Below are 22679 nucleotides of genomic sequence, written 5' to 3' on the forward strand. Positions count from 1 at the left end.
TGTCCAGGAGTAATGTCGTCTCGGATCATCGCAAACATCCCATGGAGGACCCTGATGCGCCTTCCTCGCATCCTCACGCCCCGTGTGACCGCCAGCGCGCACTGCGACCTGCCGTGCGGCGTGTACGACCCGGCGCAGGCCCGGATCGAGGCCGAGTCGGTCAAAATGATCTGCGAGAAGTACCAGGCCAACACCGACCCGGAGTACCGCACGCGCGCCATCCTCATCAAGGAGCAGCGGGCCGAGCTGGTCAAGCACCACCTGTGGGTGCTCTGGACCGACTACTTCAAGCCGCAGCACTTCGAGAAGTACCCGCACCTGCACGAGCTGTTCAACGAGACCACCAAGCTCGCCGGCTCCGCCGGCGCGAAGGGCAGCATGGACCCGGCCGTGGCCGACAAGCTGCTGCAGAAGATCGACGAGATCTCGAAGATCTTCTGGGAGACCAAGCAGGCGTGAGCCTGCCCGCCCAGGCACCGACGATCCGGCCGGCGCGTCCCGAGGACGTGCCGGCCGTCGTCGCGATGGTGCACGAACTCGCCGACTACGAGCGCGCCCCCGAGCAGTGCCACCTCACCGAGGAGCAGCTGAACAGAGCCCTCTTCGGCCCGTCGCCGGCGCTCTACGGGCACGTCGCCGTGGATCCCGCCGACCAGCCGATCGGCTTCGCCCTCTGGTTCCTCAACTTCTCCACGTGGGAGGGCGTGCACGGCATCTACCTGGAGGACCTGTACGTCCGGCCGGCCGCCCGCGGCACCGGCGCGGGCCGCCTGCTGCTCGCCACCCTCGCCGCGATCTGCGTCGAGCGCGGCTACCGGCGGCTGGAGTGGTGGATGATCAACTGGAACCCCGCCGCTCGCTTCTACGCCGCCATCGGGGCCGCGCCGATGGACGAGTGGGTGCCCTACCGGCTGGCCGGTACGGCGCTGCACGACCTCGCGGCGCAGGCCGCGGCCACCCCCACGCGGCCGGACGCCTGACCGGGTAGAGTCCCGCACCGGGGGGATGAGGCGTGACTCAACTGACCGGCCAGCCGACGACCGACGACGACGTCGTGCACCTCACGGTGCCCGCGGACGGCGGCTACCTCGGCGTGCTGCGCACCGCCACCGCCGGTCTCGCGGCCCGGCTCCAGTTCGCCCTCGACGAGATCGAGGACCTGCGCATCGCGGTCGACGAGGCGTGCGCCATGCTGCTCGCCATCGCCACCCGCGACGCCGAGCTGGAGTGCCGCTTCGCGGTCACCGAGGACGCGCTCACCGTCGAGGTGACCGTGCCGACCGTGCGGGGCGCCACGCTTCCCTCGGAGTCGTCCTTCGCCTGGAAGGTGCTCACCGCGCTGACCACCTCGGCGAGCGCCCGGGCCGCCGACGGCCGGGCGACCATCTCCCTGCTCACCCGCCGCGCCTCCGGCTACTGACCGGCCCGGCGGGCGCGGCATCAGTCGAAGCCGAGCGCCCGGTTGGTCGGGGTGCTGACCAGCAGGCCGGTGACGGCGAGGCCGAGCGCCATGAGCGGCAGGCCCAGCCAGCCCAGCCCGCCCTGGATCATGTACCAGCCGACCGGCAGCAGCATGAGCTGAAGCACGATGGCCGGCGCCCGGGCCCCCGAGCGACGACGGCCCAGCGCGGCGCCGAGCGCCCAGAGCACGCCCGCTCCGGCGACCGCGAAGGCGGTCACCAGCAGCGCCGAGGTCAGGTCGGTGGTACGCGCCGTCAGGTCGGACCAGATGAGCCACACCGCGACCAGGCCGAGCGCCACCGCCTCGGCGCGCAGCAGGAGCACCGCCCAGCGGAGCGTGCCGGGAACCGGGCCGGAGTCGATCGTCACGCGCGACACGATACCCGTGGGTAGGCGCGGTACAGTGCCGCCCATGCGGGCCGTCCTGGTGGTCAATCCGAAGGCCACCACCACCAGCGAGCGCAGCCGGGACGTGCTGGTCCGGGCGCTGCGCAGCGAAGTCGACCTGTCGGTGCGATACACGCGCCGGCGGGGCCACGCCATGGACCTGGCGCGGGAGGCCGCCCAGGAGGGCGTCGACCTGGTGGTCACGCTCGGCGGCGACGGCACGGTCAACGAGGTGGTGAACGGCCTGATGGCGGCCGAGCCGCCGACCTTCCGCACCGGGCAGACCCCGGCGGAGCGGCTGCCGGCGCTGGCGACCGTCCCGGGCGGCTCGACCAACGTCTTCGCCCGGGCCCTCGGCCTGCCCCGGGAGTGGCCGGACGGGACCAGCATGATCCTGGAGGGGCTGCGGCTGGGCCGGTCCCGGACCATCGGGCTGGGCCGGGCGGACGACCGTTACTTCACCTTCTGCGCGGGCTTCGGCATCGACGCGGCCGTCATCCAGCGGGTCGAGCGGGCCCGCAAGCGGGGCCGGGTGTCCACGCCGGCGCTCTACTTCCGCTCCACGGTGAGCCAGTACTTCCTCGCCTCGGACCGGCGGCACCCGGCGATCACGCTGGAGCGCTCCGGTGAGCCCGCCGAGACCGACCTGGGCACGATCATCATCCAGAACACCGCCCCGTGGACGTACCTGGGCGACCGGGAGATCAACCCGAACCCGGAGGCCTCGTTCGACCTCGGCCTCGACGTGCTCGCCCTGCGGCGGCTCAAGGTGGCCAGCACGGCACGGACGGTGACCCAGTTCTTCGCCCGGGAGCCCGACCCGCGCGGCCGGCAGGTGCTCCGGCTGCACGACGTGGCGGAGTTCACCCTGCTCTCGGCCCGTCCGCTGGCCTTTCAGCTGGACGGCGACTACCTCGGCGAGCGGGAAAAAGTCAGATTCGCATCCGTGCCTGCCGCACTGAGAGTAATCTGCTAGGTCTCGGGTACTCCCGTCGGTTGACGCGGACCCCCTCACCGCATCCGGCGGTGACCGCCACACCGAGGGAAGGTGCCGGAAATGTCAGCAACGTCACGCAGACCGTACTATATTGATCCTCGACTGTGGCACGCCGGGTAACCAGAGCGCTCTGAAACCCGGACAAAAGGGTGGTGAGCCCGCTCACTGTTCGGAGTTTTTCCGAGCGTCACCCTTGACATCGCGACAGTTCGTGAAAGTATTCACAAGCGAAGTCGTGTTACCGGGACATTGCCTGGATATGCTCGGCAGGTTGAGCTGTTCCAGCAGGTCCACGGCCCGCAAGCCTGCTCACGCAGCGCCGAATTGATGGACGCTGACCGTCACCGATCGGCAATGCGGACGCATATAGGAATAGCAACGAAGCGTTATCTGGCCACCCATTTGAGAATGAGGAGTGTTGCCGCCATGGACTGGCGCCACGATGCCGTCTGCCGCGACGAGGACCCGGAGCTGTTCTTCCCGATCGGGACGTCCGGCCCGGCCCTCCTGCAGGTGGAGCAGGCCAAGGCCGTCTGCCGGCGCTGCCCGGTGACCGACCACTGCCTCCAGTGGGCGCTGGAGTCCGGTCAGGACGCCGGCGTCTGGGGCGGGATGAGCGAAGAGGAGCGCCGCGCGGTGAAGCGCCGCGGCGGGCTCCGGGTGCTGCGCGCTCACTCCGCCTGATTCGCACGCAGCTGCACGCCCCGGCCGGATTCCGGCCGGGGCGTCCTGCTGTCCGGAGCACATGACACCCCGCTACCCCGGCGCCGCCCTGGTTGATCATGGAGGCGACGCGCGTCACACCGGGCTGCCGACCGGAACGGCGTCGACCCGACGCAGCACCAGATCGGCGAGTTCCGGCAGGTCGGTCAGCGGATCGGCGACCGCCACCGCGCCGGCCCGCTCCGCCGTCGCCCGGACCGCGTCGTGGAACAGGCCCGGGGCCAGGAAGTAGCCGGCCACCGCCACCCGGCGGGCGCCCGCCGCGCGCAGCCGGGACACCGCGACACCGGCGCCGGGGGGCGCCGCCGACGCGTACGACACCCGGCAGGGCACGCCCAGCTCGGCGCCGAGCGCCGCGGCGACCCGCCCCACCGAACCGCGCGCCCGCGGATCCCGGGTGCCCGCCGCGGCCAGCACCAGGGCGTCGAAGCCGCCCGGTGCCGCCTCGGCCAACCGGCGGCGCAGCCCGGCCAGCAGCCGGGCGTCCACCACCCCGTCCGCCGGCCCCAGCACGTCGGTCACCCGCACCTCGATCGCCGCGCCGCCCCCGCGGGCCGCCGCCACCGCCGCCGGGATGTCGACCTTCCGGTGGTACGCGGCGGTCAGCAGCAACGGCACCAGCACCGCCCGCGAATGACCGGCGGCGGCCAGGTCCCGCAGCACCGCGGCCGGACCGGGATCGGTGTGGTCCAGCCAGCTCGGCAGCACCGGGACGCCGGGACGGGCGGCCGCCACGGCCCGGGCCAGGGCCCGGATCGCCGCGGCCGCCCGGGGGTCCCGACTGCCGTGGGCGACCAGCACCACCGGCGGCTCGGCGGTCAGGTGTGCAGGCCGCACTCGGTCTTCTCGAACATGGCCCAGCGGCCCGCCCGCGGGTCCTCCCCCGCCCGGGTGCGGCGGGTGCAGGGCCAGCAGCCGATCGAGCCGTAGCCCCGGGCGAACAGCTCGTTGACCGGGATGTCGTAGCGGGCGATGTAGGCGTCCACGTCCCGCTGGCTCCAGGCCGCGATCGGGTTGACCTTGACCTTGCCGCGCCGCGCGTCGAAGGCCACCACCGGGGTGTTGGCCCGGGTCGGCGACTCGTCCCGGCGCAGCCCGGCCGCCCAGGCGTCGTATCCGGTCAGCGCCCGCTCCAGCGGCTCCACCTTGCGCAGCTGGCAGCAGTCGTCCGGGGATTTGCTGAACAGCCGGGGGCCGTACTGGCCGTCCTGCTGTCCGACGGTCATCCGGGGCCGGATCGAGCGCACGTTCACCGGCAGCCGCCGGGCCACCTCGTCGCGGACCTTGAGCGTCTCCGGGAAGTGCAGGCCGGTGTCCAGGAAGACCACGTCGACGCCGGGGGCGACCCGGGAGACCAGGTGGGCCAGCACCCCGTCGGCCATCGAGCTGGTCACGCAGAACCGGTCGCCGAAGGTCTCGGCGGCCCAGCGGGCGATCTCCAGCGCGGGCGCGCCCTCCAGTTCCCGGCCGGCCCGCTCGGCCAGCGCGCGCAGCTCCTCCGGGTCGCGCCGGGCCGGGTCGGCCGGGGCCGGCCCGCCGATCCCGACCAGGCCCAGGCCGGCGGCGGAGGGCAGGGCGCTCATCGGGTCACCGCCCGGGAGAGCAGGCCGGTGAACTTCACGGTGAAGACCCGCGCGCAGGCGTGGCACTCCCAGGCGCCGTGCCCGGCCTCGTGCGGCCGCAGGTCCTCCTCCCCGCAGTACGGGCAGTAGAGAGGCGCAGATCGGGCATCGCTCATCGCAATTCCTCCTCGTCGACCCTGATCACCCAGTTGGCGAAGCTCTCGCCCTCGTGCCGGCCGGCCAGGTAGCGGCGGGCCAGCCGTTCCACGTACTCCGGAAGCGCCTCGGCGGTGGTCTTCAGGCCGCGCAGCTTGCGGCCGAAGCCGGCGGTCTGCCCGGCGGCCATGCCCAGGCCGCCGCCGAGGTGCACCTGGAAGCCCTCCACCTGCTGGCCGTCCGGGCCCACCACGAGCTGGCCCTTGAGGCCGATGTCGGCCACCTGGGTGCGGGCACAGGCGTTCGGGCAGCCGTTGAGGTGGATGGAGATGTCCGCGTCGAAGTCGCGCAGCCGCTCCTCCAGCCGGGCCACCAGCTCCTCGCCGCGCCGCTTGGTCTCGACGATGGCGAGCTTGCAGAACTCGATCCCGGTGCAGGCCATGGTGCCGCGCCGCCAAGCCGAGGGCCGGGCCTCCAGGCCGATCCCGCGCAGCTGGGCCACCAGCGAGTCGGTCCGCTCCGGCGCCACGTCCAGCACCAGCAGCTTCTGGTACGGGGTGAGCCGCACCCGGCCACTGCCGTGCGCCTCGGCCACGTCGGCGAGCCGGGCGAGCTGGGTGCCGGAGACCCGGCCCACCACCGGGGCCGCCCCGACGTAGTTGTTGCCGTCGCGCTGCGGGTGCACGCCGATGTGGTCGACCGGCTTCGCCGGCAGCGTCGCGGCCGGCCCGTCGAGCAGCGCCCGGCCCAGGTACTCCTTCTCCAGCACCTCGCGGAACTTCGCCAGGCCCCAGTCGGCGACCAGAAACTTCAGTCGCGCCCGGTTGCGCAGCCGGCGGTAGCCGTAGTCACGGAAGATGCCGACCACCCCGGCCCAGACGTCCGGCACCTCGGCCAGCGGCACCCAGACGCCGAGGCGCTTGGCCAGCATCGGGTTGGTGGAGAGGCCACCGCCCACCCAGAGGTCGAAGCCGGGACCGTGGTCGGGGTGCTCGACGCCGAGGAAGGCGATGTCGTTCGCCTCGTACGGGGTGTCGACCAGCCAGGAGATCGAGGTCTTGAACTTGCGGGGCAGGTTGGAGAACGCCTTGTCGCCGACGTACCGGCGGACGATCTCGTCGATCGCCGGCGTCGGGTCGAGCACCTCGTCCCGGGCCACCCCGGCGACCGGGCTGCCCAGCACGATCCGCGGGCAGTCACCGCACGCCTCGGTGGTCTGCAGGCCGACGGCCTCCAGCCGGCGCCAGATCTCCGGCATGTCCTCGACCCGGATCCAGTGGTACTGGATGTTCTGCCGGTCGGTGATGTCGGCGGTGTCGCGGGCGAACTCCCGCGAGATGTCCGCGACGACCCGGAGCTGGGCCACGGTGAGCTGGCCACCGTCCACCCGCACCCGGAGCATGAAGAACTCGTCCTCCAGCTCGTGCGGTTCCAGCACGGCCGTGCGCCCGCCGTCGATGCCCGCCTTGCGTTGGGTGTAGAGGCCCCACCAGCGGAACCGGCCGCGCAGGTCCTGCGGGTCGATCGAGGCGAAGCCCCGGTGCGCGTAGATGTTCTCGATCCGGGCCCGCACGTTCAGCGGGTCGTCGTCCTTCTTCATCCGCTCGTTGGGGTTGAGCGGCTCGCGGTGCCCGAGCGCCCACTGCCCCTCGCCGCGCGGGCGGCGGGGGGCCCGGGCGGCGGGTGCCGGGTTCTCGGGCCGGGTCGTGGTGGTGCTGCTGACCGCCATCGCGGCGTCCTCCGTTGTCTGCTGTGCCTGGAAGCGCGGACGCGGCGGCCGACCCTGGGTGAGGGTCGAGGACGGCGATGTCGATGACGGCCGGCGCGGAACGCGCCCGAGACGGATGGGTCGGGCGTCGTCAGATGGCCGGACAGATCGCGCTGCGGACACGGCCGTAATCGACGTGGCGACGGGCCACGAAGCGGCGGATGACAGCGGCGGTCATAGGCCACATGCTGCCACACCCGCAAGTCCCCGACTACCGGCCGCCGATGTGATCCCACATCACGGGCCACCGCCCGGCCATAGACGGTGGTACGCTGCCGCGCCCTCGCCTTGATCGACTCCAGCTCGCCGAGGTGCGGCTTTCAGGAGCGAGGCGACCTCGGGCGGATCCTTCCGGGATCGGCGGACCGGCCCGGCGCGCGGCGTCGTCATGTGAGGCTGCGGGATGTGACCGCGCCATCGGAGCCCGCGCCGCCCGACGACCGCCGGCGCTGGCCGGTGTGGACGATCCCCGGCCTGCTCACCCTGGCGGTCACGCTCGCCGGGATCGGACACGCGCAGCCGTGGCGCGACGAGCTGGCGACCTGGAGCGCCGCCACCCGCCCGGTCCCCGACCTGGTCCGGCTGGCCGGCACCATCGACGCCGCGACCGGGCCGTACTACCTGCTCATGCACGGCTGGACCGCGCTCGCCGGGACCTCGCCGACCGCGCTGCGGCTGCCGTCCGCGCTGGCCATGGCCGGGGCCGCCGCGCTCACCGCCCAGCTCGGCGCCCGGCTGGCCGGTCCCCGGGCCGGGCTGCTCGGCGGGCTGCTCCTCGCCGTGCTGCCGGCCACCTCCCGGTACGGCCAGGAGGCCCGCCCCTACGCGCCGGCCACCCTGCTGGCCGTGCTCGCCACGCTGCTGCTGGTCGGGGCGCTGCGCCGGCCGACCTGGCGGCGCTGGGCCGGATACGCCGCGGCCGTCGCCGCGCTCGGACTGTTCCACCTGATCGCCCTCACCCTGCTCGCCGCGCACGCCGTCGTGGTGCTGCTGGCCGCCGGGCGCGGTCCCGCAGCGGCCGGCATCGATCCGCCGCCGGCCCTGGCCGGTCCGGCCGATGCCGCGACAGGTCGGGGCCGGGCGGCCGCGGCGCGGGACGGGGACCGGAATGGCCGGAGCGGGCTGCTCTGGCGGTGGCTGGTCGCCCTGCTACCAGCGGTCGTGCTGGTGGCCCCGCTGGTGCTGGTGGCCGGGGGCCAGCGCGGCCGGCAGCTCGACTGGGTCCGCCTGGTCCGCGTCGACGATCTGGCCGCGCTGCCCGGCGCGCTGGCGCAGAGCGGGGTGGTGGGCGGCCTGCTGCTCGGCCTCGCCGCGCTCGGCGCGGCCCGGCTCGGCCGGCGAGCGCTGCTGCCGGTGCTGGCCGTGCTGCTGCCGGTGCTGCTGCTCTACGCCGCCGGCACGGTGGTGCCGCTCTGGGTCACCCGCTATCTGATCTTCACCGTGCCGTTCGCCTGCCTGCTGGCCGGGGCCGCGCTGGCCGGCGTACGGCTGGTGCCCGCGCTGGCCGTGGTGACCCTGGCCGGCCTGGTCGGGCTGCCGGACCAGGCGGCGCTGCGGCGCACCCACGAGTGGCCGCGGACCGCTCCGGTGGACTACGCGGGCGTGGCCCGGGTCGTCGCCGACCACCAACGGCCGGGCGACGCGATCGTCTACTCGCCCCGGGACAGCTGGCTCTTCCCCGATCTCGGCCTGGCGTACCACCTGGGGGTGCGGCGGCCGCGCGACGTGCTGGTGGTGCGCGACCAGCGGCAGCGCGCGGACCTCTGGGCCGCCGAGTGCGACCGCCCGGCGGAGTGCCTGGCCGGCGTGGACCGGGTCTGGCTGGTGGTCACCGGCCGGCGCGCCGACCCGCTGGCGGCGGTGCCCGGCGCCAAGGGCGACGCCCTGCGCGGCGCCTTCACGGTCCGCCAGGTATGGCCCCGCCCCGGCCTGACCGTCGCCCTGCTCACCCGGTGACCCGCGCGCTCTCGGCGGCGAGGGCAGCCGGTCAGCCGGCGAGGCGGTCGGCGGTGCCGCGGGCCAGGGGAACGACCAGCATGGCCTCGGTGCCGCCCTCGGCGCCGTTGCGCAGCTCGATCGTGCCGCGCAGTTCGCCGGTGACCAGTGCCCGGACGATCTGGAGCCCGAGGTTGCCGCCCTTCTCCGCGTCGAACTGCTCGGGCAGGCCGCGCCCGTTGTCGGCGACCGAGACGTGCAACTGCTTGCGGAACCGGTGCGCGGAGACCACCACGGCCGGCTCCGGCGCGCCCTCGGGGCCGGGGGCGCCCTCCTCGCCGGCCGGTGGGAACCCGTGCTCGACGGCGTTGAGCAGCAGCTCGTTGAGGACCATCACCAGCGAGGTGGCGATCTCGGCGGGGAGCACGCCGAAGCTGCCCTGGCGGCGCATGCCGACGGTCACCTCGGTCGCCGCCACCTCGGTGGCCGCGCTGGCGACCCGGTCGACGATGCCGTCGAACTCGACCGCCTCGTCGCTGGACATGGAGAGCGTCTCGTGCACCAGGGCGATGGACGCGACCCGGCGTACCGACTCCTCCAGGGCGACCCGGGCCTCGGGCATGGCCACGCGGCGGGCCTGGAGGCGGAGCAGCGCGGCGACGGTCTGGAGGTTGTTCTTCACCCGGTGGTGGATCTCCCGGATGGTGGCGTCCTTGGTGATCAGGGCGCGGTCGCGGCGGCGTACCTCGGTGATGTCGCGGACCAGCACCAGCGCGCCGATCGGCACGCCCGCGGGCATCAGCGGCAGCGCCCGGGTGAGCATGGTGGCGCCGCGGGCGTCGATCTCCCGGCGGGGCGGGGCCTCGCCGCGCAGCGCGGCGAGCACCGCGTTGCCGGCGTCGGTGCCTTCGAGGGGGTCGCCGGCGAGCCGGCGGTGCAGCTTGGCCAGGTCCTCGCCCACCAGGTGGGAGGCGAAGCCCAGCCGGCGGTACGCGGACTGCGCGTTGGGGCTGGCGTAGGTGACCTTCCCATTGGCGTCGAGCCGGACCAGGCCGTCGCCGACCCGGGGCGCCGAGGTGGTCTCGCCCGGGTGCCGGGGCGGCGGAAAGGTGCCGTCGGCGATCATCTGGGCCAGGTCGTCGGCGGTGGTCAGGTAGTTGAGTTCGAGCTGGCTGGGCGTGCGCGCGGTGGAGAGGTTGGTGTCCCGGCCGACCACCGCCACCACCTCGCCGGACTCCCCGTCGGCCGTGCGCAGCCGCACCGGGATGGCCTCGTGGCGGGCGGGCACGTCGCCGTACCAGACCGGGTCGCCCTCCCGCCAGATCCGGCCCTGCCGGAGGGCGACCTCCAGGTGCGCCACCTCGGGCCCGCCGACGATCCGGCCGACCTGGTCGTCCAGGTACGCGGTCGGCGCGGTCGTCGGGCGGACCTGGGCCACGCAGAGGAACGTGCCGTCGGCGTCGACCGGCACCCAGAGCAGCAGGTCGGCGAAGGACAGGTCGGAGAGGAGCTGCCAGTCGCCGGCGATCCGGTGCAGGTGGTCGATGTCGGCCGGCCGGAGCGAGGTGTGCTCCTCGGCGAGGTCACGGAGGGTGGACACGCTGAACAGCGTGCCACGCCGCGCCTCACATCGTCGCCGTGACCTTCTTCAACCCGCGGGGGGCGTCCGGGTCCTCGCCCCGGGCCAGGGCCAGCGCCAGGGCGAGCCGCTGCAACGGCAGGATGTCGAGCAGCGGGGCGTACCGCTCGTCGACCTCGGGCACGGCCATCCGGGCGGTCGCCCCGACGTCGGCGGAGCCGACCACCACGACGTCGGCGCGGCGCTCGCCGAGCCGGGGCAGCACCTCGCGCATCGAGCGCCCGCCGGGGCCCGAGCCGACCACGGCCAGCACCGGCACGTCCGGGTCGGTCATGGCGAGCGGGCCGTGCAGCAGGTCGGCGCCGGAGAAGGCCAGCGCCGGCAGGTAGGAGGTCTCCATCAGCTTCAGCGCCGCCTCCCGGGCGGTCGGGTACGCGTAGCCCCGGCCGGTGGTGACGAGCTGGGCGGCGAACCGGTAGCGCGGGGCGAGCTGGGCCGGGGTGGCGTCGGACAGGGTGCGCTCGGCCAGCTCGGGCAGGCGGGCCAGGGCGGCCCGCTCCTCGGCGGGGAGCACGCCGTCGCCGGCGCGTACCCCCTCGACGAGCATGAGCAGCGCGAGCAGTTCGGCCGTGTAGGTCTTGGTGGCGGCCACGGCCCGCTCGTGCCCGGCGGCGATGTCCAGGCTCAGCTCGGCGGTGTCCACCAGCCGCGAGTCGGGGTTGTTGGTGACGGCCAGGGTGAGCGCGCCGGAGTCCCGGGCCACCCGCAGCACCTCGGCAAGGTCGGGCGATCCGCCGCTCTGGCTGACCCCGACCACCAGGGCGTCGGAGAGGTCGGGCCGGGCGCCGAAGACGGTGATGGCGCTGGGCGAGGCGAGCCCGGCGGGCAGGCCGAGCCGGATCTCGGTGAGATAGGCGGCATAGAGCGCCGCGTGGTCGGAGGTGCCGCGGGCGGTGAAGACCACGTGGCGGGGCCGGCGCTCGGCGATCACCGCCGCGACCCGGGCGATCGCCCCGGCGTGCTCGGCGGAGAGCAGGCGGTCGTAGCCGGCCGGCTGCTCGTCGATGTCGGCGGCCATCCCGGCCCCTGGACGCGTCACGGAAGACCCCCTCCTGCGCGATTGCCGCGCGTTCGGTGCTCAGTCTTGCACCTTTCGGCGGCGACGAGCAACGGAACGAACAGTAGTGCGCAGTGGATCACCATCCGCGGCCATGATCCCCTAGGCTTGCCCGGCTGGCGGACCGACCACCCGAGAGGACGACGTGCCCGAGGACGACCCCGCGCTCTCCGCGGAGGAGGAGCTCGCGCTGGCCCGGCTGGCACTGGCCGAGGGGGACCTCCGGCACGCCGCCGACCACGTCGCCGCCGCCCTCGTCCAGGCTCCCACGCTGCCCGAGGTGCACGAGACGCTCGCCCGGCTCGCCGCGGCCAGCGGCGGCGACCTGGACCTCTTCCCGCTCGGCCACCACGCCTTCGTCGGCGCGGTGGTGGCCCGCGCCCACCTGCTCGCCGCCGCCGGCCGCCCCGCCGAAGGGCTCGACCTGCTGGCGGCGGCCACCGGCTACGCCCCCACGGCCGAGTGGGCCGCGGTGCCCTGGGTCACCGCGCCCGACCTGCCCGAACGGCTCGACCCCGAGCGCACCGCCCGGATCCTCATGCAGGTCTGCGCCACGGCGCCCGACCCGGTCCCCCGCCGGCTGCGCGAGCCACTGCGCCCGTACCTCACCCTGGCCCGCAACGCGGTCACCGTGCACCCCGCCCACCCGCTGCTGCTGGGCGCGGCGTCCGCGCTGGCCCGGCGCCTCGGCGAGGTCGCCCTCGCCGTCACCTGGGCCTCGCGGGGGGTACGCGCACAGCCCACCAAACTCGGCGAGGTGTGGCTCGGTTACGCGTACCGCAGCGCCGGCCGGACCCGGGACGCGCTCGCCGCGCTGGAACGGGCCGTCGCCCTCGACCCCGACGACCTGGCGGTCTATGCCGACATCGCCGGCACGCTGGCCGACCACGGCCGGCTCGACGAGGCGCTGGACTGGATCGACCGGGCCCTGGCCAAGGATCCCAATTTCGACTGCGCCGTGCACACCGCGCACCGGCTGCGCTTCCAGCGCGACGGGGACGTGGCCCACCTGGTGGCCCTCGCCGACTTCGTCCGGGACCACCCCGACGACACCCACGAGCACGGTGACCTGGCCGAGTGCTGCCGCGGCCGGCCCTGGCTCGGCCAGGTGACCCCGGCCGGCGGGCCGGTGCTGGACGCACTGCGCCGGGCGCTCGCCGCCGACGCCCCCGTGGCCGTACGCCTCGACGGGCTGGAGCCGCCGAGCGCCATGCGGACCGCGGCGGCGGCCGCGCCCGGGCTGGCCGTGGAGGTGGCCGCGGTGACGGACCCGGACCCGCGCGAACCCCGCCGGTCCACCACCTGCCAGCTCTGGCGCTACGACGGCACCGTGGCCGCGCCCACCCTGCCCACCCCCTCGGCCGAGGCGGCGGAACGGATCCGGCAGCTCGCCCACCCGGCCTGGCCGCACCCCCCGGCCGCGTACGACGCCGCGGTGGGACTGGCCACCCTGGACCTCGCCGACCTGCTCGGCCTGCTGGTGCACCCGCCGGCCGCGCCGGCCACCGCGCTGGGGCGGGTGCTCGCCGGTCAGGACCCGTCGCTCTGGGTGCGCTGCGTGCAGGTCTGGGCCTGCCTCGGCCTGCTGCACCACCGCACCGACGAGCCGTGGGCGGAGTCCACCCGGCGCCGCGTGCTGCTCGAACTGGTCTGGGGCGTGGAGGACTGGATCACCGAGGCAGCGCTGTTCGCGCTGGTCACCGCCGCCTGGGTGGACCCCGCCGCCCGCCCCGACGTGGCGCGGGTGGTGGCCGAGCGGCTCGCCGACGTGGCGGCCGTGGCCCGCGAGCGCCGGGTGCCGATCGCGGTGTCCCTGGCCCACCTGGCGCTGGCCACCCCGGACCTGGATCCGCCCACCCGCGCCCTGGCCGACACCCTGATCACCAGCCCGGTTCCGGCCGCCTCGGCCGGCGCCCTGCACCGCCTCTGGCGCCGCCTCACCGCCCTCTTCCGCCGCCACCCCTGACGGCAGCGCCCCGGAAACGGCGCGGCCACGCCGTACCCGATGACGGGTCGGCGTGGCCGCGGCGGGTGGGTCAGACGGGCGCCTTGCCGAGGGCGGCCTCGGCCTGCTCCTCGGGGGTCGCGTCGGCCGGCGGGACGTCGTTCGCCGTGCGCAGCGGGACCTCCTTGATGAACCAGGCGAGCACCGGGACCGCCACGGTGAAGAAGACCGCCCAGAAGAAGACGTGCGAGATGGCGTCGGAGAGCGCCCCGAGCACGACCTCCCGCACCGGGCCGGCGAGTTCCTTGAGCTTGTCCAGGTTCATGGCGCCGCCCTCGCCACCGCCCCCGCCGGCGAAGGCCGGGCCGGCAGCGGAGTCGGCGAGCCGGTTGGCGAAGATCGCGCCGAAGAGCGAGACGCCGAACGACCCGCCGATGGACCGGAAGAAGGTGGCCGCGCCGCTCGCCGCGCCCAGGTCCTTCTGCTCCACGCTGTTCTGCGCGATCAGCATCGAGGTCTGCATGAGGAAGCCCATGCCGACGCCGAGCACCACCATGTAGAGCGAGGAGACGACCTTGCTGGTGTTCAGGTCGAGCTGGGTCAGCAGGCCCATGCCGGTGGCCATCACCACGCCGCCGACGATCGGGAAGGCCCGGTAGCGCCCGGTCTTCGTGATGGCCCGGCCGACCACCAGCGAGACCACCAGCATGCCGAACATCAGCGGGAGCAGCAGCAGGCCGCTGTTGGTGGCCGACGCGCCCTGCACGGTCTGCTGGTAGAGCGGCAGGAAGTTCATGGCGCCGAACATGGCGAAGCCGAGCAGGAAGCCGATCGCCGAGATGAGGGCGAAGTTGCGGTTGGCGAACAGGCCCAGCGGCAGGATCGGCTCGGGGGCACGGCGCTCGACGAGACCGAAGGCCACCAGGGCGACCAGGGCGAGCGCGGCGAGGCCGAGGATCTGCGGGGAGGCCCAGTCGTACTCGTTCCCGCCCCAGGTGGTGACCAGCACGATCGCGGTGATGCCGACGGAGAGCAACGCGGCGCCCAGCCAGTCGATCTTGTGCTCGGTGCGGTACTTCGGCAGGTGCATGGTGGTGGCGAGGACCAGCAGGGCCGCGCCGCCGAGCGGCAGGTTGACGTAGAACGCCCACCGCCACGAGAGGTTGTCGGTGATGAAGCCGCCGACCAGCGGGCCGGCCACCATGGCGATGGCCATGATGCCGGCGATCATGCCCTGGTAGCGACCCCGCTCGCGGGGCGGCACCAGGTCACCGATGATCGCCATGACGCCGACCATGAGGCCACCGGCGCCGAGGCCCTGGACGGCCCGGAACGCGATCAGCTCGATCATCCCGGTGTCGACCCCGCCGAAGACGCCCGACCCGGACATGCCGCAGAGCGCGGAGCCGACCAGGAAGACGACCACCGAGGTCAGGAAGACCGCCTTGCGGCCGTAGAGGTCACCGAGCTTGCCCCAGATCGGGGTGGAGACCGTGGTGCCCAGCACGTACGCGGTGACCACCCAGGTGAAGTGGTCGGCCCCGCCGAACTCGAAGACGATCCGCGGCAGCGCGGTGCTGACGATCATGTTGTCGAGCATCGCGAGCATCATCGCGATCATCAGGCCGAACAGCACGACCCGGACGTTGGGTCTCGCCGTCACCTGGGCTGGTTGACTCATGGGTAAGCTCCCCCGAAGATCTGTGACCAACTTACTTGCCGTCCGGCTAGTTACCTTACTAGCCGGACGGTAAGTTGGGCAGTAGGAACCGTCAAGCGAATTGGGTGGTACGGGTGAGGGAGAGCACAGGCGGCACGCGGGAACGCATTCAGGCCGTCGCGCTGGAGCTCTTCACCGAGCAGGGCTACGAGAAGACCTCGCTCCGGGAGATCGCCGAGCGGCTCGGCGTGACCAAGGCCGCGCTCTACTACCACTTCAAGAGCAAGGACGAGATCGTCAGCAGCTTCGTCGAGGACCGGCTGCGCCGGATGGACGAGCTGATCGAGTGGGCCGGCACCCAGCCGGCCACGCTGGCGACCCGGCGCGCGCTGATCGGCCGGTACGCGGACGCGATGTTCGCCGGTGAGCTGCCCACGGTGATGCGGTTCTTCGAGCAGAACCAGACGGTGCTCAAGAGCCTCGCCTCCGGGCAGCAGATGCGCGACCGGATGATGCGGCTGGCGCACGAGCTGAGCCGGGGCGACGACTCTCCCGCCGCCCAGCTGCGCGCCGTGCTGACCCTCTTCGCCGTGCACAGCAGCTGGTTCGCGGTCCGCACCCCGGGCATCACCGCCGAGGAGCGCAAGAAGATCGCCCTCGAGGTGGCCGACGAACTCCTGGCGCGCATCGGCGACGGCTCCTGACCGGGGCGGGCCGCCGGCGCGGCGGCCGACGGGCCGGCCCGGGTCAGGCCGGCGGCGTCAGGTCCAGGCGCAGGCCGAGCAGCTCCACGCCGGGCACCGGGGTCCAGTCCTTCTCGGGCGCCCGCACGAAGCCCAGCCGCCCGTAGAGCCGGCGCGCCACGGCCGCCATCCCGCTGCGTACGCAGATCACCACGGCCGAACAGCCCAGCTCGGTGGCGCGCGCCACGCACGCGTCGACGAGGGCCGCCCCGGCGCCCCGGCCCTGCGCGGCCGGGTCGACGGCGAGCATCCGGAACTCGGCCTCCCCCGGACCGGCGAGCTCGGCGTACGGGGTGCCGGGCAGCACGAACGTCACGGCGCCCAACACCTCGCCGGTGGCCTCGTCGGCGGCGACCAACACCTCACCGGTCTCGGCCCGGGTGGCCACGTCGGCGAGCACCGGCCCGTAGCCGCTCTCGCCCTTGAGCTGTCCGTCGGCCTCGTACGCGGCGACCGTGAGGCGGGCCAACGCCGGGAAATCGGCCGGCTCGGCCCGACGGACCCGCAGCCCGGTCAACCGATCACCGCGATCAGGTCACCGTCCTGCACGACGTCGCCCTCGTTGACCGCGATCTGCGACACCACGCCGTCGGACTCGGCGATCACCGGGATCTCCATCTTCATCGACTCCAGGATCACCAGCGTGTCTCCCTCGGACACGCTGTCCCCGGCCGACGCCACGACCTTCCAGACGTTCGCCACCATCTCGGCGCGGATCTCCTCGGCCATCTCCAGGCCCTCCCTCTCCACCGGTGTTGCTGCGAACGGTATCCAATCATGACCCCGGTCACGCCCCGGCACAGCGCGCCCGGCACTCCGGTTCCGCCCCCGCCGCTCCCCGGGCACCGCCGTCGGCACTAGCATCAGCGGGTCGGTTCCCGGCGTCCGGGAACCGGTACGCGACCTCCGCCGCGCTCGCCCGCGGCCGGACCGTGACCAGCACAAGGAGGCAGAGCATGGCCAAGAAGGCCCGCAAGAAGAAGGCCCGGAAGAAGAGCGGCGCCAACCACGGCAAGCGCCCCAACTCCTGATCCCCGGATCAGCGCGGTGCCGGCCCCCGGGCCGGACACACGGGTGGCCCGGGTCCACACGGACCCGGGCCACCGGTGTCTTCAGCTCGTTCCCGCTACGGTCAGTCGGCCAGCTCGCGGGACTCGGTGGTCTCGAAGACCACCAGCTCGGTCAGGCGGACCCGCAGCCGCTCGCGCAAATGCTCCGGCGCGGTCTCGTTGCCGCAGCAGCGGGCGACCAGCGCCTTCACCTCCTGCTCGATGCCGTACTCGTGCAGACAGGGCCCGCACTCCTCCAGGTGCTCCCGGATGAGGACGCGGCGCTCCTCACCGCACTCCAGGTCCAGGTAGAGGTAGACCTCGGCGAGCACCTCGCGGCAGTCCGTCTCGTGCGGCTTCCCACAGCTCACGGTCACACCTCCCGGCCGGCGGCGGCGGTCGAGCCCTTCGACGGCGCGGCGGTGAAGCCCCGCTCAGCCGCGTACTGCTCGAGCAGCTTGCGCAGATTACGACGGCCGCGGTGCAGCCGCGACATCACGGTGCCGATCGGCGTGCCCATGACGTCGGCGACCTCCTTGTAGGAGAAGCCCTCGACGTCGGTGAGGTAGACCGCCATGCGGAACTCCTCCGGCAGCTGCTGGAGGGCCTCCTTGACGTCGCTGTCCGGCAGCCGGTCCAGCGCCTCGGTCTCCGCCGAGCGCAACCCGCTGGACGTGTGCGACTCCGCCTCGGCGAGTTGCCAGTCGGTGATCTCGTCCGTGGGCGCCTGGACGGGCTGGCGCTGCCGCTTCCGGTAGGAGTTGATGTAGGTGTTGGTCAGGATCCGGTACAACCAGGCCTTCAGGTTCGTGCCCTGCTCGAACTGGTGGAAGGCGGCGTACGCCTTCAGGTACGTCTCCTGGACCAGATCCTCGGCATCCGCCGGGTTGCGCGTCATCCGCAGCCCAGCAGCGTAGAGCTGATCGACGAAGGGCATCGCGTCCCGCTCGAAGCGGGCCCTGCGCTCGTCCGTCTTCTCGGTCGTCAACCGCACGTCCCCTCGCGTCGGATGCTTTCCCGCCGAGGATACGCGTACCCGCCTGTCGGCAGATTCACTTCCGGACTGTGTGCTGGTGCTCACGGCCGATGCCGGCGTGGGCCACTCCGGCGCGTCGAGCAACCGCTTCAGCTGCCGCGCGTCCCGTTCGTCCCGCTCCCGGCTGCGTGTCTCGGTCGGCACCGGTCACCCCCCTCGGCTGCAAATGTCATCCGGAGGTAGTAACGCCCGCCGCGGGGCGGGACATTCCGTCACCGCCCACCCGTTCCTGGCCCCGACCTCGGCCGCGACCGACGCTGGGACCAGGAAGGGCCTGGGAGGGTGGCCCCGGACGCCCGAACCGGGCACCCGACACCACCCCTAGCAACGACCCGCCGCCACCGACGGTCACGCCGACCCCGCGCCGCCGGAGTGTCGCCCCTCCACGCCGGGCGGCCTCATGCGCGGCAAGCGCCCCCGCACACCTTCCGAGCCGAGCCGCGCGACATCACCGCCGACGGGATGCCCGGCCCCGCCCTCCGCTGCCCCGGCGGCCTCATGCCGGAGAGTGGCCGGCACGCCCTCCTTACTGAGTCGCCCACGCCCACGAATGCCTGGCCGTCTGCCCGCCGTCGGTGGAACACCATGTAGGTCAAACGGCACGTATGACCTACATGCCGTTCCACTCACCCCTACCGCTCTCCGCTTCGGATGCGTCTGTTGTCGCCAGCGTGACAACAAGCGCACCCGAACGTGCATCCCAGCGGCGGCGGTCGGGAGGGCCCCAAGGCGCGGGCCGGGCCGCATGAGGGAGACGGCCCCAGCACGGACACCGCCAATTCGGCAAGGTGGAGTCGACCGAGGCGACCAAGCCGGACCTCGGCGAAGTGGAGTGGATCAGCGGGCACCGGCGGGAGCCGGCGCGGCCACGCGTACCCGGTGGCGGACGGCGGGCGGGCGCGGCGAGAAGCTCAGGTGGGGAGCCAGCCCCGGGCGTGGAGCCAGTCGCGGACGACGGCTGCCGTGTCCGCCGGGTCGCCGCGCAGGTCGTGCCGCTCCCCCGGGCGGGTCACCACCTCGACGCCGGGGCCCGGCTCGGGCACCCCGAACGGGTCCCGGTCACCGTTGACCACCAGGGTGGGCAGGCCGATACGCAGTTCGTCGGCGCGCGAGCGCTCCGGCCGCCCGGGCGGGTGCAGCGGGAACGCCAGCGCGACGATCCCGGCCGCGCCGACCGCGTGCGCGGTGCGGCAGGCGACCCGGGCGCCGCTGGAGCGGCCACCGACCACCCAGCGGGCCGCCTCCGGGTGGCGGGTCCGGAGTTCGGCCAGCACCGCCGTCCACGCCTCGTCGAGATGTCCCGCCGGTGCCGGGGCGCGCCGGCCGGCCACCCGGTACGGCTGGGTCACCCGGACCACGCCCGCCCCGGCGCCGACCAGCGCGTCCCGGACCGCCACCAGGTCCGGGGCGTCCACGTCGCCGCCCGCCCCGTGCCCGAGCACCAGCACGGTGGCGCCGCCGGCCGCCGGCAGGTCGGTGTGGACCCGGGCCGGCCCGCGGGGTGTCCCGATCTCGTCGCTGTGCCGCACCGGCCCATTCTGCGTCCGGCGCCGGGCGCTACGGCCACCAGGTGCGGAAACGCCCTCGCCCGCCATCCCGTTGACGGAACGCCGTCGCCCGCCGTCCCGGAGGCGGAACGCGCTCGCCCGCCGTCCCGGTGGCGGAACGCCGTCACCCGCCATCCGATGGCGGAAAAGCCGCGCCATCGATGGCGAAAAAGCCGTCGCCCGCAGTGCCGATGGCGGAACCGCGGGCGACGGCCAAACGAGAATCAGCTGGACGGCACCAGCGTGAGCAACCGGTCACGGACCGGCGGACCGGCTTCGTCGACCGCGTCCGGATCCGGCTGCACCTCACTGCGCCAGGCGACCAGCATGGCCCGCCGCTCGCGCGGTGTGGTGCCGCCCCACACGCCGTGGCAGTCGCCCACCTCCAGCGCCCAGGCCAGGCAGGACCCCTGGACGTCACAACTGCGGCAGAGCGCCACGGCCGCGTCGGCCGGTTCGTTGGGCGCCGGAAAGAACGTCTCCGGGTCCACGCTCTGACAGGTTCCTCTGGTCCGCCACGCCTCGTCCTGGCGCCGCTCGTGCAGGGCCCGCAGCAGTCGCGGATCTCGCCGCGCGGCGGCCACCTCGTGCGGGCGGGGCATACGTGCCCGTGTCAATACACCCACCTCCCCCGTGGGACCGGCAAATGATCATGAATGATCGATGGGTGTCATCCGCCCCGTGCGAACAGACGCCCAACACCGGCGCTGTGTTCTATCGCACTTGCGCAGGCGGGGACAAGAGCCTTCGGTAAACATGGCTAAACGGCCGGGCGACGTTTCAGGCGCAACCCCGGCAAATCAGCACACGACAATGTGCTGAGAGTGATCAGAACAGCGTCATTTCCGTGTCGGCCTCCGCACGCGCCAGGGGGACCCGGGCGGTCAGCTCCGGGCCGTCGTTGCGGACGTCGCCGACCGCCGGCGAGACCGGGCGGATCTCCAGGCCGGCGAGCCAAGCCGGAGCGGGCGGCGCGAGCAGCGCGGCGGGCTCCTCGGTCGGGCCGAGCCAGGACGCCCAACGCTCCCGGGGCAGCAGCAGCGGCATCCGGTCGTGCACCTCGGCCAGCTCGCCGACCGCCGCGGTGGTCAGCACGCTGAACGTGAGCCTGGCCTCGCCGGCCGACTCCCAGACCGACCAGATGCCGGCGAAGGCCAGCACCGAACCGTCACGCGGGGTCATGAAGTAGGGCTGCCGCCGGCCGTCGGCCTGGCGTACCCACTCGTACCAGCCGTCGGCCGGGACCAGGCAGCGCCGGCGGGCGAACGACGGGGCGTACGCGCGGCTGGTGGCGACCGTCTCCGCCCGCGCGTTGATCATGCGAGCGGCGCCCGAGGCGGTGCGGGACCAGTGCGGGACCAGCCCCCAGCGGCCGACGGAGAGCAGCCGGTGCCCCTCCGGGGCCAGTCGGACCAGCGGCACGGGATCGGTCGGGGCGACGTTGAAGTCCGGGCCGACCCCGCCGGTCTCGTCGGACGACTCGAACAGCGCGCTCAGGTCGCCCGCGCTCCGGGTCGTCGCGTACCTCCCGCACATGGCGCCAACGCTAACCCGCCGCCGGCGTTCCGGCTGTCCCGCCAACCGGGAGCAGGTAGGACGGGCGGTTCCACCGGCCCGCGGAGTTGGCAGAATGTGAGCGTGGGGAATCTGACCGCGACGCGACCGCCGCAGCCGTGGACCGCGCCGACCGCGAGCGACCCGGTCGCCGCGACGCTGCGCCTGCCCGGCTCCAAGTCCATGACCGCCCGGGCGCTGGTGCTCGGCGCGCTGGCGAGCGGTCCGTCGACGCTCGACCGGCCGCTGCGCGCCCGCGACACCGAGCTGATGGCCGCCGGCCTGCGCGAGCTGGGCGCGCACATGTCCGTCTCCGACGACGACCGCTGGCTGGTCCGGCCGCATCCGCTGGTCGGCCCGGCGCACGTCGACGTCGGCCTGGCCGGCACCGTGATGCGGTTCCTGCCACCGGTGGCCGGCCTGGCCGAGGGCCGGGTGACCTTCGACGGCGACCCGCACGCCCGGACCCGCCCGCTCGGCCCGCTGATCGGCGCGCTGCGCTCCCTCGGCGTGCGCATCGACGCCCCGCCGACCGGCAGCCTGCCGCTGGTCGTCCTCGGCGCCGGCCGGGTCACCGGCGGTGAGGTGGTCATCGACGCCTCCGCCTCCAGCCAGCTCGTCTCCGGGCTGCTGCTGGCCGGGCCCCGGTTCGACCGGGGCGTGGTGGTCCGGCACGTCGGCCCGCCGGTACCGTCCGCGCCGCACCTGCGGATGACCGTGCAGATGCTGCGCGCCGCCGGGGCCGCGGTCGACGACACCACCCCCGACGTCTGGACGGTCGAGCCCGGCCCGCTGACCGGGCGCGGCTGGGAGATCGAGCCGGACCTCTCCGGAGCGGCGCCGTTCTTCGCCGCGGCCCTGGTCACCGGCGGTGAGGTGACCCTCCAGGGCTGGCCGCGCAGCAGCCTCCAGCCGGTCGAGCAGCTGCGCGCGCTGCTGCACCGGATGGGCGGCGAGGTGACGCTGGGCACCGCCGGGCTGACCGTCCGGGGCACCGGCAGGGTTCGCGGGCTGGACGCCGACCTCTCCGACGTCGGCGAGCTGACCCCGGTGCTGACCGCCCTGGCCATGCTCGCCGACTCCCCCTCCCGGCTGACCGGCGTCGGGCACATCCGGGGGCACGAGACCGACCGGGTCGCCGCTCTGGCCAAGGAGTTCACCGCGCTGGGCGCGGACCTCACCGAGACCGCCGACGGGCTGGAGATCCGGCCCCGCCCGCTGCGCGGCGGGACGTTCCGGACGTACGACGACCACCGGATGGCGCACGCCGCGGCGGTGGCCGGGCTGGCCGTCCCCGGCATCGAGGTCGACGACGTGTCGTGCACCTCCAAGACCATGCCGGAGTTCCCGGCACTATGGTCGGGGATGGTGACCGGCAAGAGCTGACGACGGGGGGACGTCCTGGCGACCAGGCGGCGGGAGTACGACGAGGACGACGTCCGGGTCCGACCCGGCAAGTC

Annotated in this window: 24 protein-coding genes and 1 pseudogene; 10 read left to right on the top strand and 15 right to left on the bottom strand. The window is 73.9% G+C overall.

What is annotated here, in order from left to right:
- Nucleotides 1–54: 54 nt before the first annotated feature.
- The 3 genes from sodN (at nt 55) to AC0OLQ_RS30985 (ending at nt 1420) form a co-directional block, all read left to right on the top strand.
- On the top strand, nt 55–459 hold the full coding sequence (gene sodN, locus AC0OLQ_RS30975; RefSeq protein ID WP_357339142.1) for a superoxide dismutase, Ni: 405 nt from the start codon (nt 55–57) through the stop codon (nt 457–459).
- Between the two features lie 65 nt (nt 460–524).
- Nucleotides 525–980: a GNAT family N-acetyltransferase gene (locus AC0OLQ_RS30980; protein ID WP_484532479.1), complete on the top strand. Its 456-nt coding sequence runs from the start codon at nt 525–527 to the stop codon at nt 978–980.
- 32 nt (nt 981–1012) lie between these two features.
- Nucleotides 1013–1420, top strand: coding sequence for an ATP-binding protein (locus tag AC0OLQ_RS30985; RefSeq protein ID WP_107076638.1), 408 nt, complete (start codon nt 1013–1015; stop codon nt 1418–1420).
- Nucleotides 1421–1440: 20 nt separating this feature from the next.
- Here the strand turns inward: AC0OLQ_RS30985 and AC0OLQ_RS30990 are convergent, their stop codons facing one another.
- The gene (locus tag AC0OLQ_RS30990) at nt 1441–1830 is read right to left on the bottom strand and encodes a hypothetical protein (protein ID WP_484529138.1); all 390 of its coding nucleotides are present in this window, start codon (nt 1828–1830) and stop codon (nt 1441–1443) included.
- 43 nt (nt 1831–1873) lie between these two features.
- On the opposite strand from AC0OLQ_RS30990, the gene AC0OLQ_RS30995 reads away from it, so the two are divergent.
- Both AC0OLQ_RS30995 and AC0OLQ_RS31000 read left to right on the top strand, forming a co-directional pair.
- On the top strand, nt 1874–2824 hold the full coding sequence (locus AC0OLQ_RS30995) for a diacylglycerol/lipid kinase family protein (protein WP_484529139.1): 951 nt from the start codon (nt 1874–1876) through the stop codon (nt 2822–2824).
- A 447-nt stretch (nt 2825–3271) separates the two neighbouring features.
- Nucleotides 3272–3529, top strand: a complete 258-nt coding sequence (locus AC0OLQ_RS31000; protein ID WP_088975879.1) for a WhiB family transcriptional regulator — start codon at nt 3272–3274, stop codon at nt 3527–3529.
- A 114-nt stretch (nt 3530–3643) separates the two neighbouring features.
- Here AC0OLQ_RS31000 and AC0OLQ_RS31005 read toward each other — a convergent pair whose 3' ends face one another.
- The 4 genes from AC0OLQ_RS31005 to AC0OLQ_RS31020 are packed head-to-tail and all read right to left on the bottom strand — an operon-like array spanning nt 3644 to nt 7015.
- Entirely contained in the window at nt 3644–4405 is a 762-nt protein-coding gene (locus tag AC0OLQ_RS31005; protein ID WP_484529140.1) for a sirohydrochlorin chelatase, read from the bottom strand.
- Complete coding sequence (locus tag AC0OLQ_RS31010) at nt 4387–5151, bottom strand: phosphoadenylyl-sulfate reductase (RefSeq protein ID WP_254335009.1); 765 nt, start codon at nt 5149–5151, stop codon at nt 4387–4389. Before AC0OLQ_RS31010 ends, AC0OLQ_RS31005 begins: the two co-directional genes overlap by 19 nt.
- Nucleotides 5148–5306 (bottom strand): IS1 family transposase, encoded by a 159-nt coding sequence (locus AC0OLQ_RS31015; RefSeq protein ID WP_139131928.1) that lies wholly within the window; start codon nt 5304–5306, stop codon nt 5148–5150. The genes AC0OLQ_RS31010 and AC0OLQ_RS31015 overlap by 4 nt, the downstream gene beginning before the upstream one ends.
- Nucleotides 5303–7015, bottom strand: coding sequence for a nitrite/sulfite reductase (locus tag AC0OLQ_RS31020; protein WP_484529141.1), 1713 nt, complete (start codon nt 7013–7015; stop codon nt 5303–5305). The genes AC0OLQ_RS31015 and AC0OLQ_RS31020 overlap by 4 nt, the downstream gene beginning before the upstream one ends.
- 444 nt (nt 7016–7459) lie before the next feature.
- On the opposite strand from AC0OLQ_RS31020, the gene AC0OLQ_RS31025 reads away from it, so the two are divergent.
- Nucleotides 7460–9010 (top strand): glycosyltransferase family 39 protein, encoded by a 1551-nt coding sequence (locus AC0OLQ_RS31025; RefSeq protein WP_484529142.1) that lies wholly within the window; start codon nt 7460–7462, stop codon nt 9008–9010.
- 31 nt (nt 9011–9041) lie between these two features.
- Here the strand turns inward: AC0OLQ_RS31025 and AC0OLQ_RS31030 are convergent, their stop codons facing one another.
- Together AC0OLQ_RS31030 and AC0OLQ_RS31035 are read right to left on the bottom strand one after the other, a co-directional pair.
- Nucleotides 9042–10589: a histidine kinase N-terminal domain-containing protein gene (locus tag AC0OLQ_RS31030; RefSeq protein WP_484529143.1), complete on the bottom strand. Its 1548-nt coding sequence runs from the start codon at nt 10587–10589 to the stop codon at nt 9042–9044.
- 25 nt (nt 10590–10614) lie between these two features.
- Nucleotides 10615–11646: an SIS domain-containing protein gene (locus AC0OLQ_RS31035; RefSeq protein WP_484532480.1), complete on the bottom strand. Its 1032-nt coding sequence runs from the start codon at nt 11644–11646 to the stop codon at nt 10615–10617.
- 184 nt (nt 11647–11830) lie between these two features.
- On the opposite strand from AC0OLQ_RS31035, the gene AC0OLQ_RS31040 reads away from it, so the two are divergent.
- Entirely contained in the window at nt 11831–13651 is a 1821-nt protein-coding gene (locus tag AC0OLQ_RS31040; RefSeq protein WP_484529144.1) for a tetratricopeptide repeat protein, read from the top strand.
- Nucleotides 13652–13721: 70 nt separating this feature from the next.
- Here AC0OLQ_RS31040 and AC0OLQ_RS31045 read toward each other — a convergent pair whose 3' ends face one another.
- Nucleotides 13722–15311, bottom strand: coding sequence for an MDR family MFS transporter (locus tag AC0OLQ_RS31045; protein ID WP_484529145.1), 1590 nt, complete (start codon nt 15309–15311; stop codon nt 13722–13724).
- 113 nt (nt 15312–15424) lie between these two features.
- Here AC0OLQ_RS31045 and AC0OLQ_RS31050 point away from each other — a divergent pair.
- Nucleotides 15425–16073, top strand: a pseudogene (locus tag AC0OLQ_RS31050) (TetR/AcrR family transcriptional regulator); the annotation flags it as partial.
- Here AC0OLQ_RS31050 and AC0OLQ_RS31055 read toward each other — a convergent pair.
- Entirely contained in the window at nt 16038–16550 is a 513-nt protein-coding gene (locus AC0OLQ_RS31055; protein ID WP_484529146.1) for a GNAT family N-acetyltransferase, read from the bottom strand. The pseudogene AC0OLQ_RS31050 and the gene AC0OLQ_RS31055 overlap by 36 nt on opposite strands.
- Complete coding sequence (locus AC0OLQ_RS31060; protein ID WP_357339319.1) at nt 16547–16768, bottom strand: biotin/lipoyl-binding carrier protein; 222 nt, start codon at nt 16766–16768, stop codon at nt 16547–16549. The genes AC0OLQ_RS31055 and AC0OLQ_RS31060 overlap by 4 nt, the downstream gene beginning before the upstream one ends.
- A 221-nt stretch (nt 16769–16989) precedes the next feature.
- On the opposite strand from AC0OLQ_RS31060, the gene AC0OLQ_RS31065 reads away from it, so the two are divergent.
- Nucleotides 16990–17064: a 50S ribosomal protein bL37 gene (locus tag AC0OLQ_RS31065; RefSeq protein WP_369700219.1), complete on the top strand. Its 75-nt coding sequence runs from the start codon at nt 16990–16992 to the stop codon at nt 17062–17064.
- A 101-nt stretch (nt 17065–17165) separates the two neighbouring features.
- On the opposite strand, the gene rsrA is transcribed toward AC0OLQ_RS31065, so the two are convergent.
- From rsrA to AC0OLQ_RS31090, 5 genes are all read right to left on the bottom strand, one after another.
- Nucleotides 17166–17453 carry a mycothiol system anti-sigma-R factor gene (gene rsrA, locus AC0OLQ_RS31070; protein WP_357339117.1) on the bottom strand — a complete coding sequence of 96 codons (288 nt, stop codon included), beginning with the start codon at nt 17451–17453 and terminating at the stop codon, nt 17166–17168.
- 2 nt (nt 17454–17455) lie between these two features.
- Entirely contained in the window at nt 17456–18262 is an 807-nt protein-coding gene (locus tag AC0OLQ_RS31075) for a sigma-70 family RNA polymerase sigma factor (protein WP_357339115.1), read from the bottom strand.
- Nucleotides 18263–19029: 767 nt separating this feature from the next.
- Nucleotides 19030–19647 (bottom strand): alpha/beta hydrolase family protein, encoded by a 618-nt coding sequence (locus AC0OLQ_RS31080; protein ID WP_484529147.1) that lies wholly within the window; start codon nt 19645–19647, stop codon nt 19030–19032.
- A 242-nt stretch (nt 19648–19889) separates the two neighbouring features.
- Nucleotides 19890–20282: a WhiB family transcriptional regulator gene (locus AC0OLQ_RS31085; protein WP_456181710.1), complete on the bottom strand. Its 393-nt coding sequence runs from the start codon at nt 20280–20282 to the stop codon at nt 19890–19892.
- Between the two features lie 211 nt (nt 20283–20493).
- On the bottom strand, nt 20494–21201 hold the full coding sequence (locus AC0OLQ_RS31090) for an SOS response-associated peptidase (protein WP_484529148.1): 708 nt from the start codon (nt 21199–21201) through the stop codon (nt 20494–20496).
- A 102-nt stretch (nt 21202–21303) separates the two neighbouring features.
- Here AC0OLQ_RS31090 and aroA point away from each other — a divergent pair, with 102 nt between their 5' ends.
- Nucleotides 21304–22605: a 3-phosphoshikimate 1-carboxyvinyltransferase gene (aroA, locus tag AC0OLQ_RS31095; protein ID WP_484529149.1), complete on the top strand. Its 1302-nt coding sequence runs from the start codon at nt 21304–21306 to the stop codon at nt 22603–22605.
- Nucleotides 22606–22679: the final 74 nt, after the last annotated feature.

The sequence above is a fragment of the Micromonospora sp. Utrum1 genome (genome assembly GCF_057197805.1).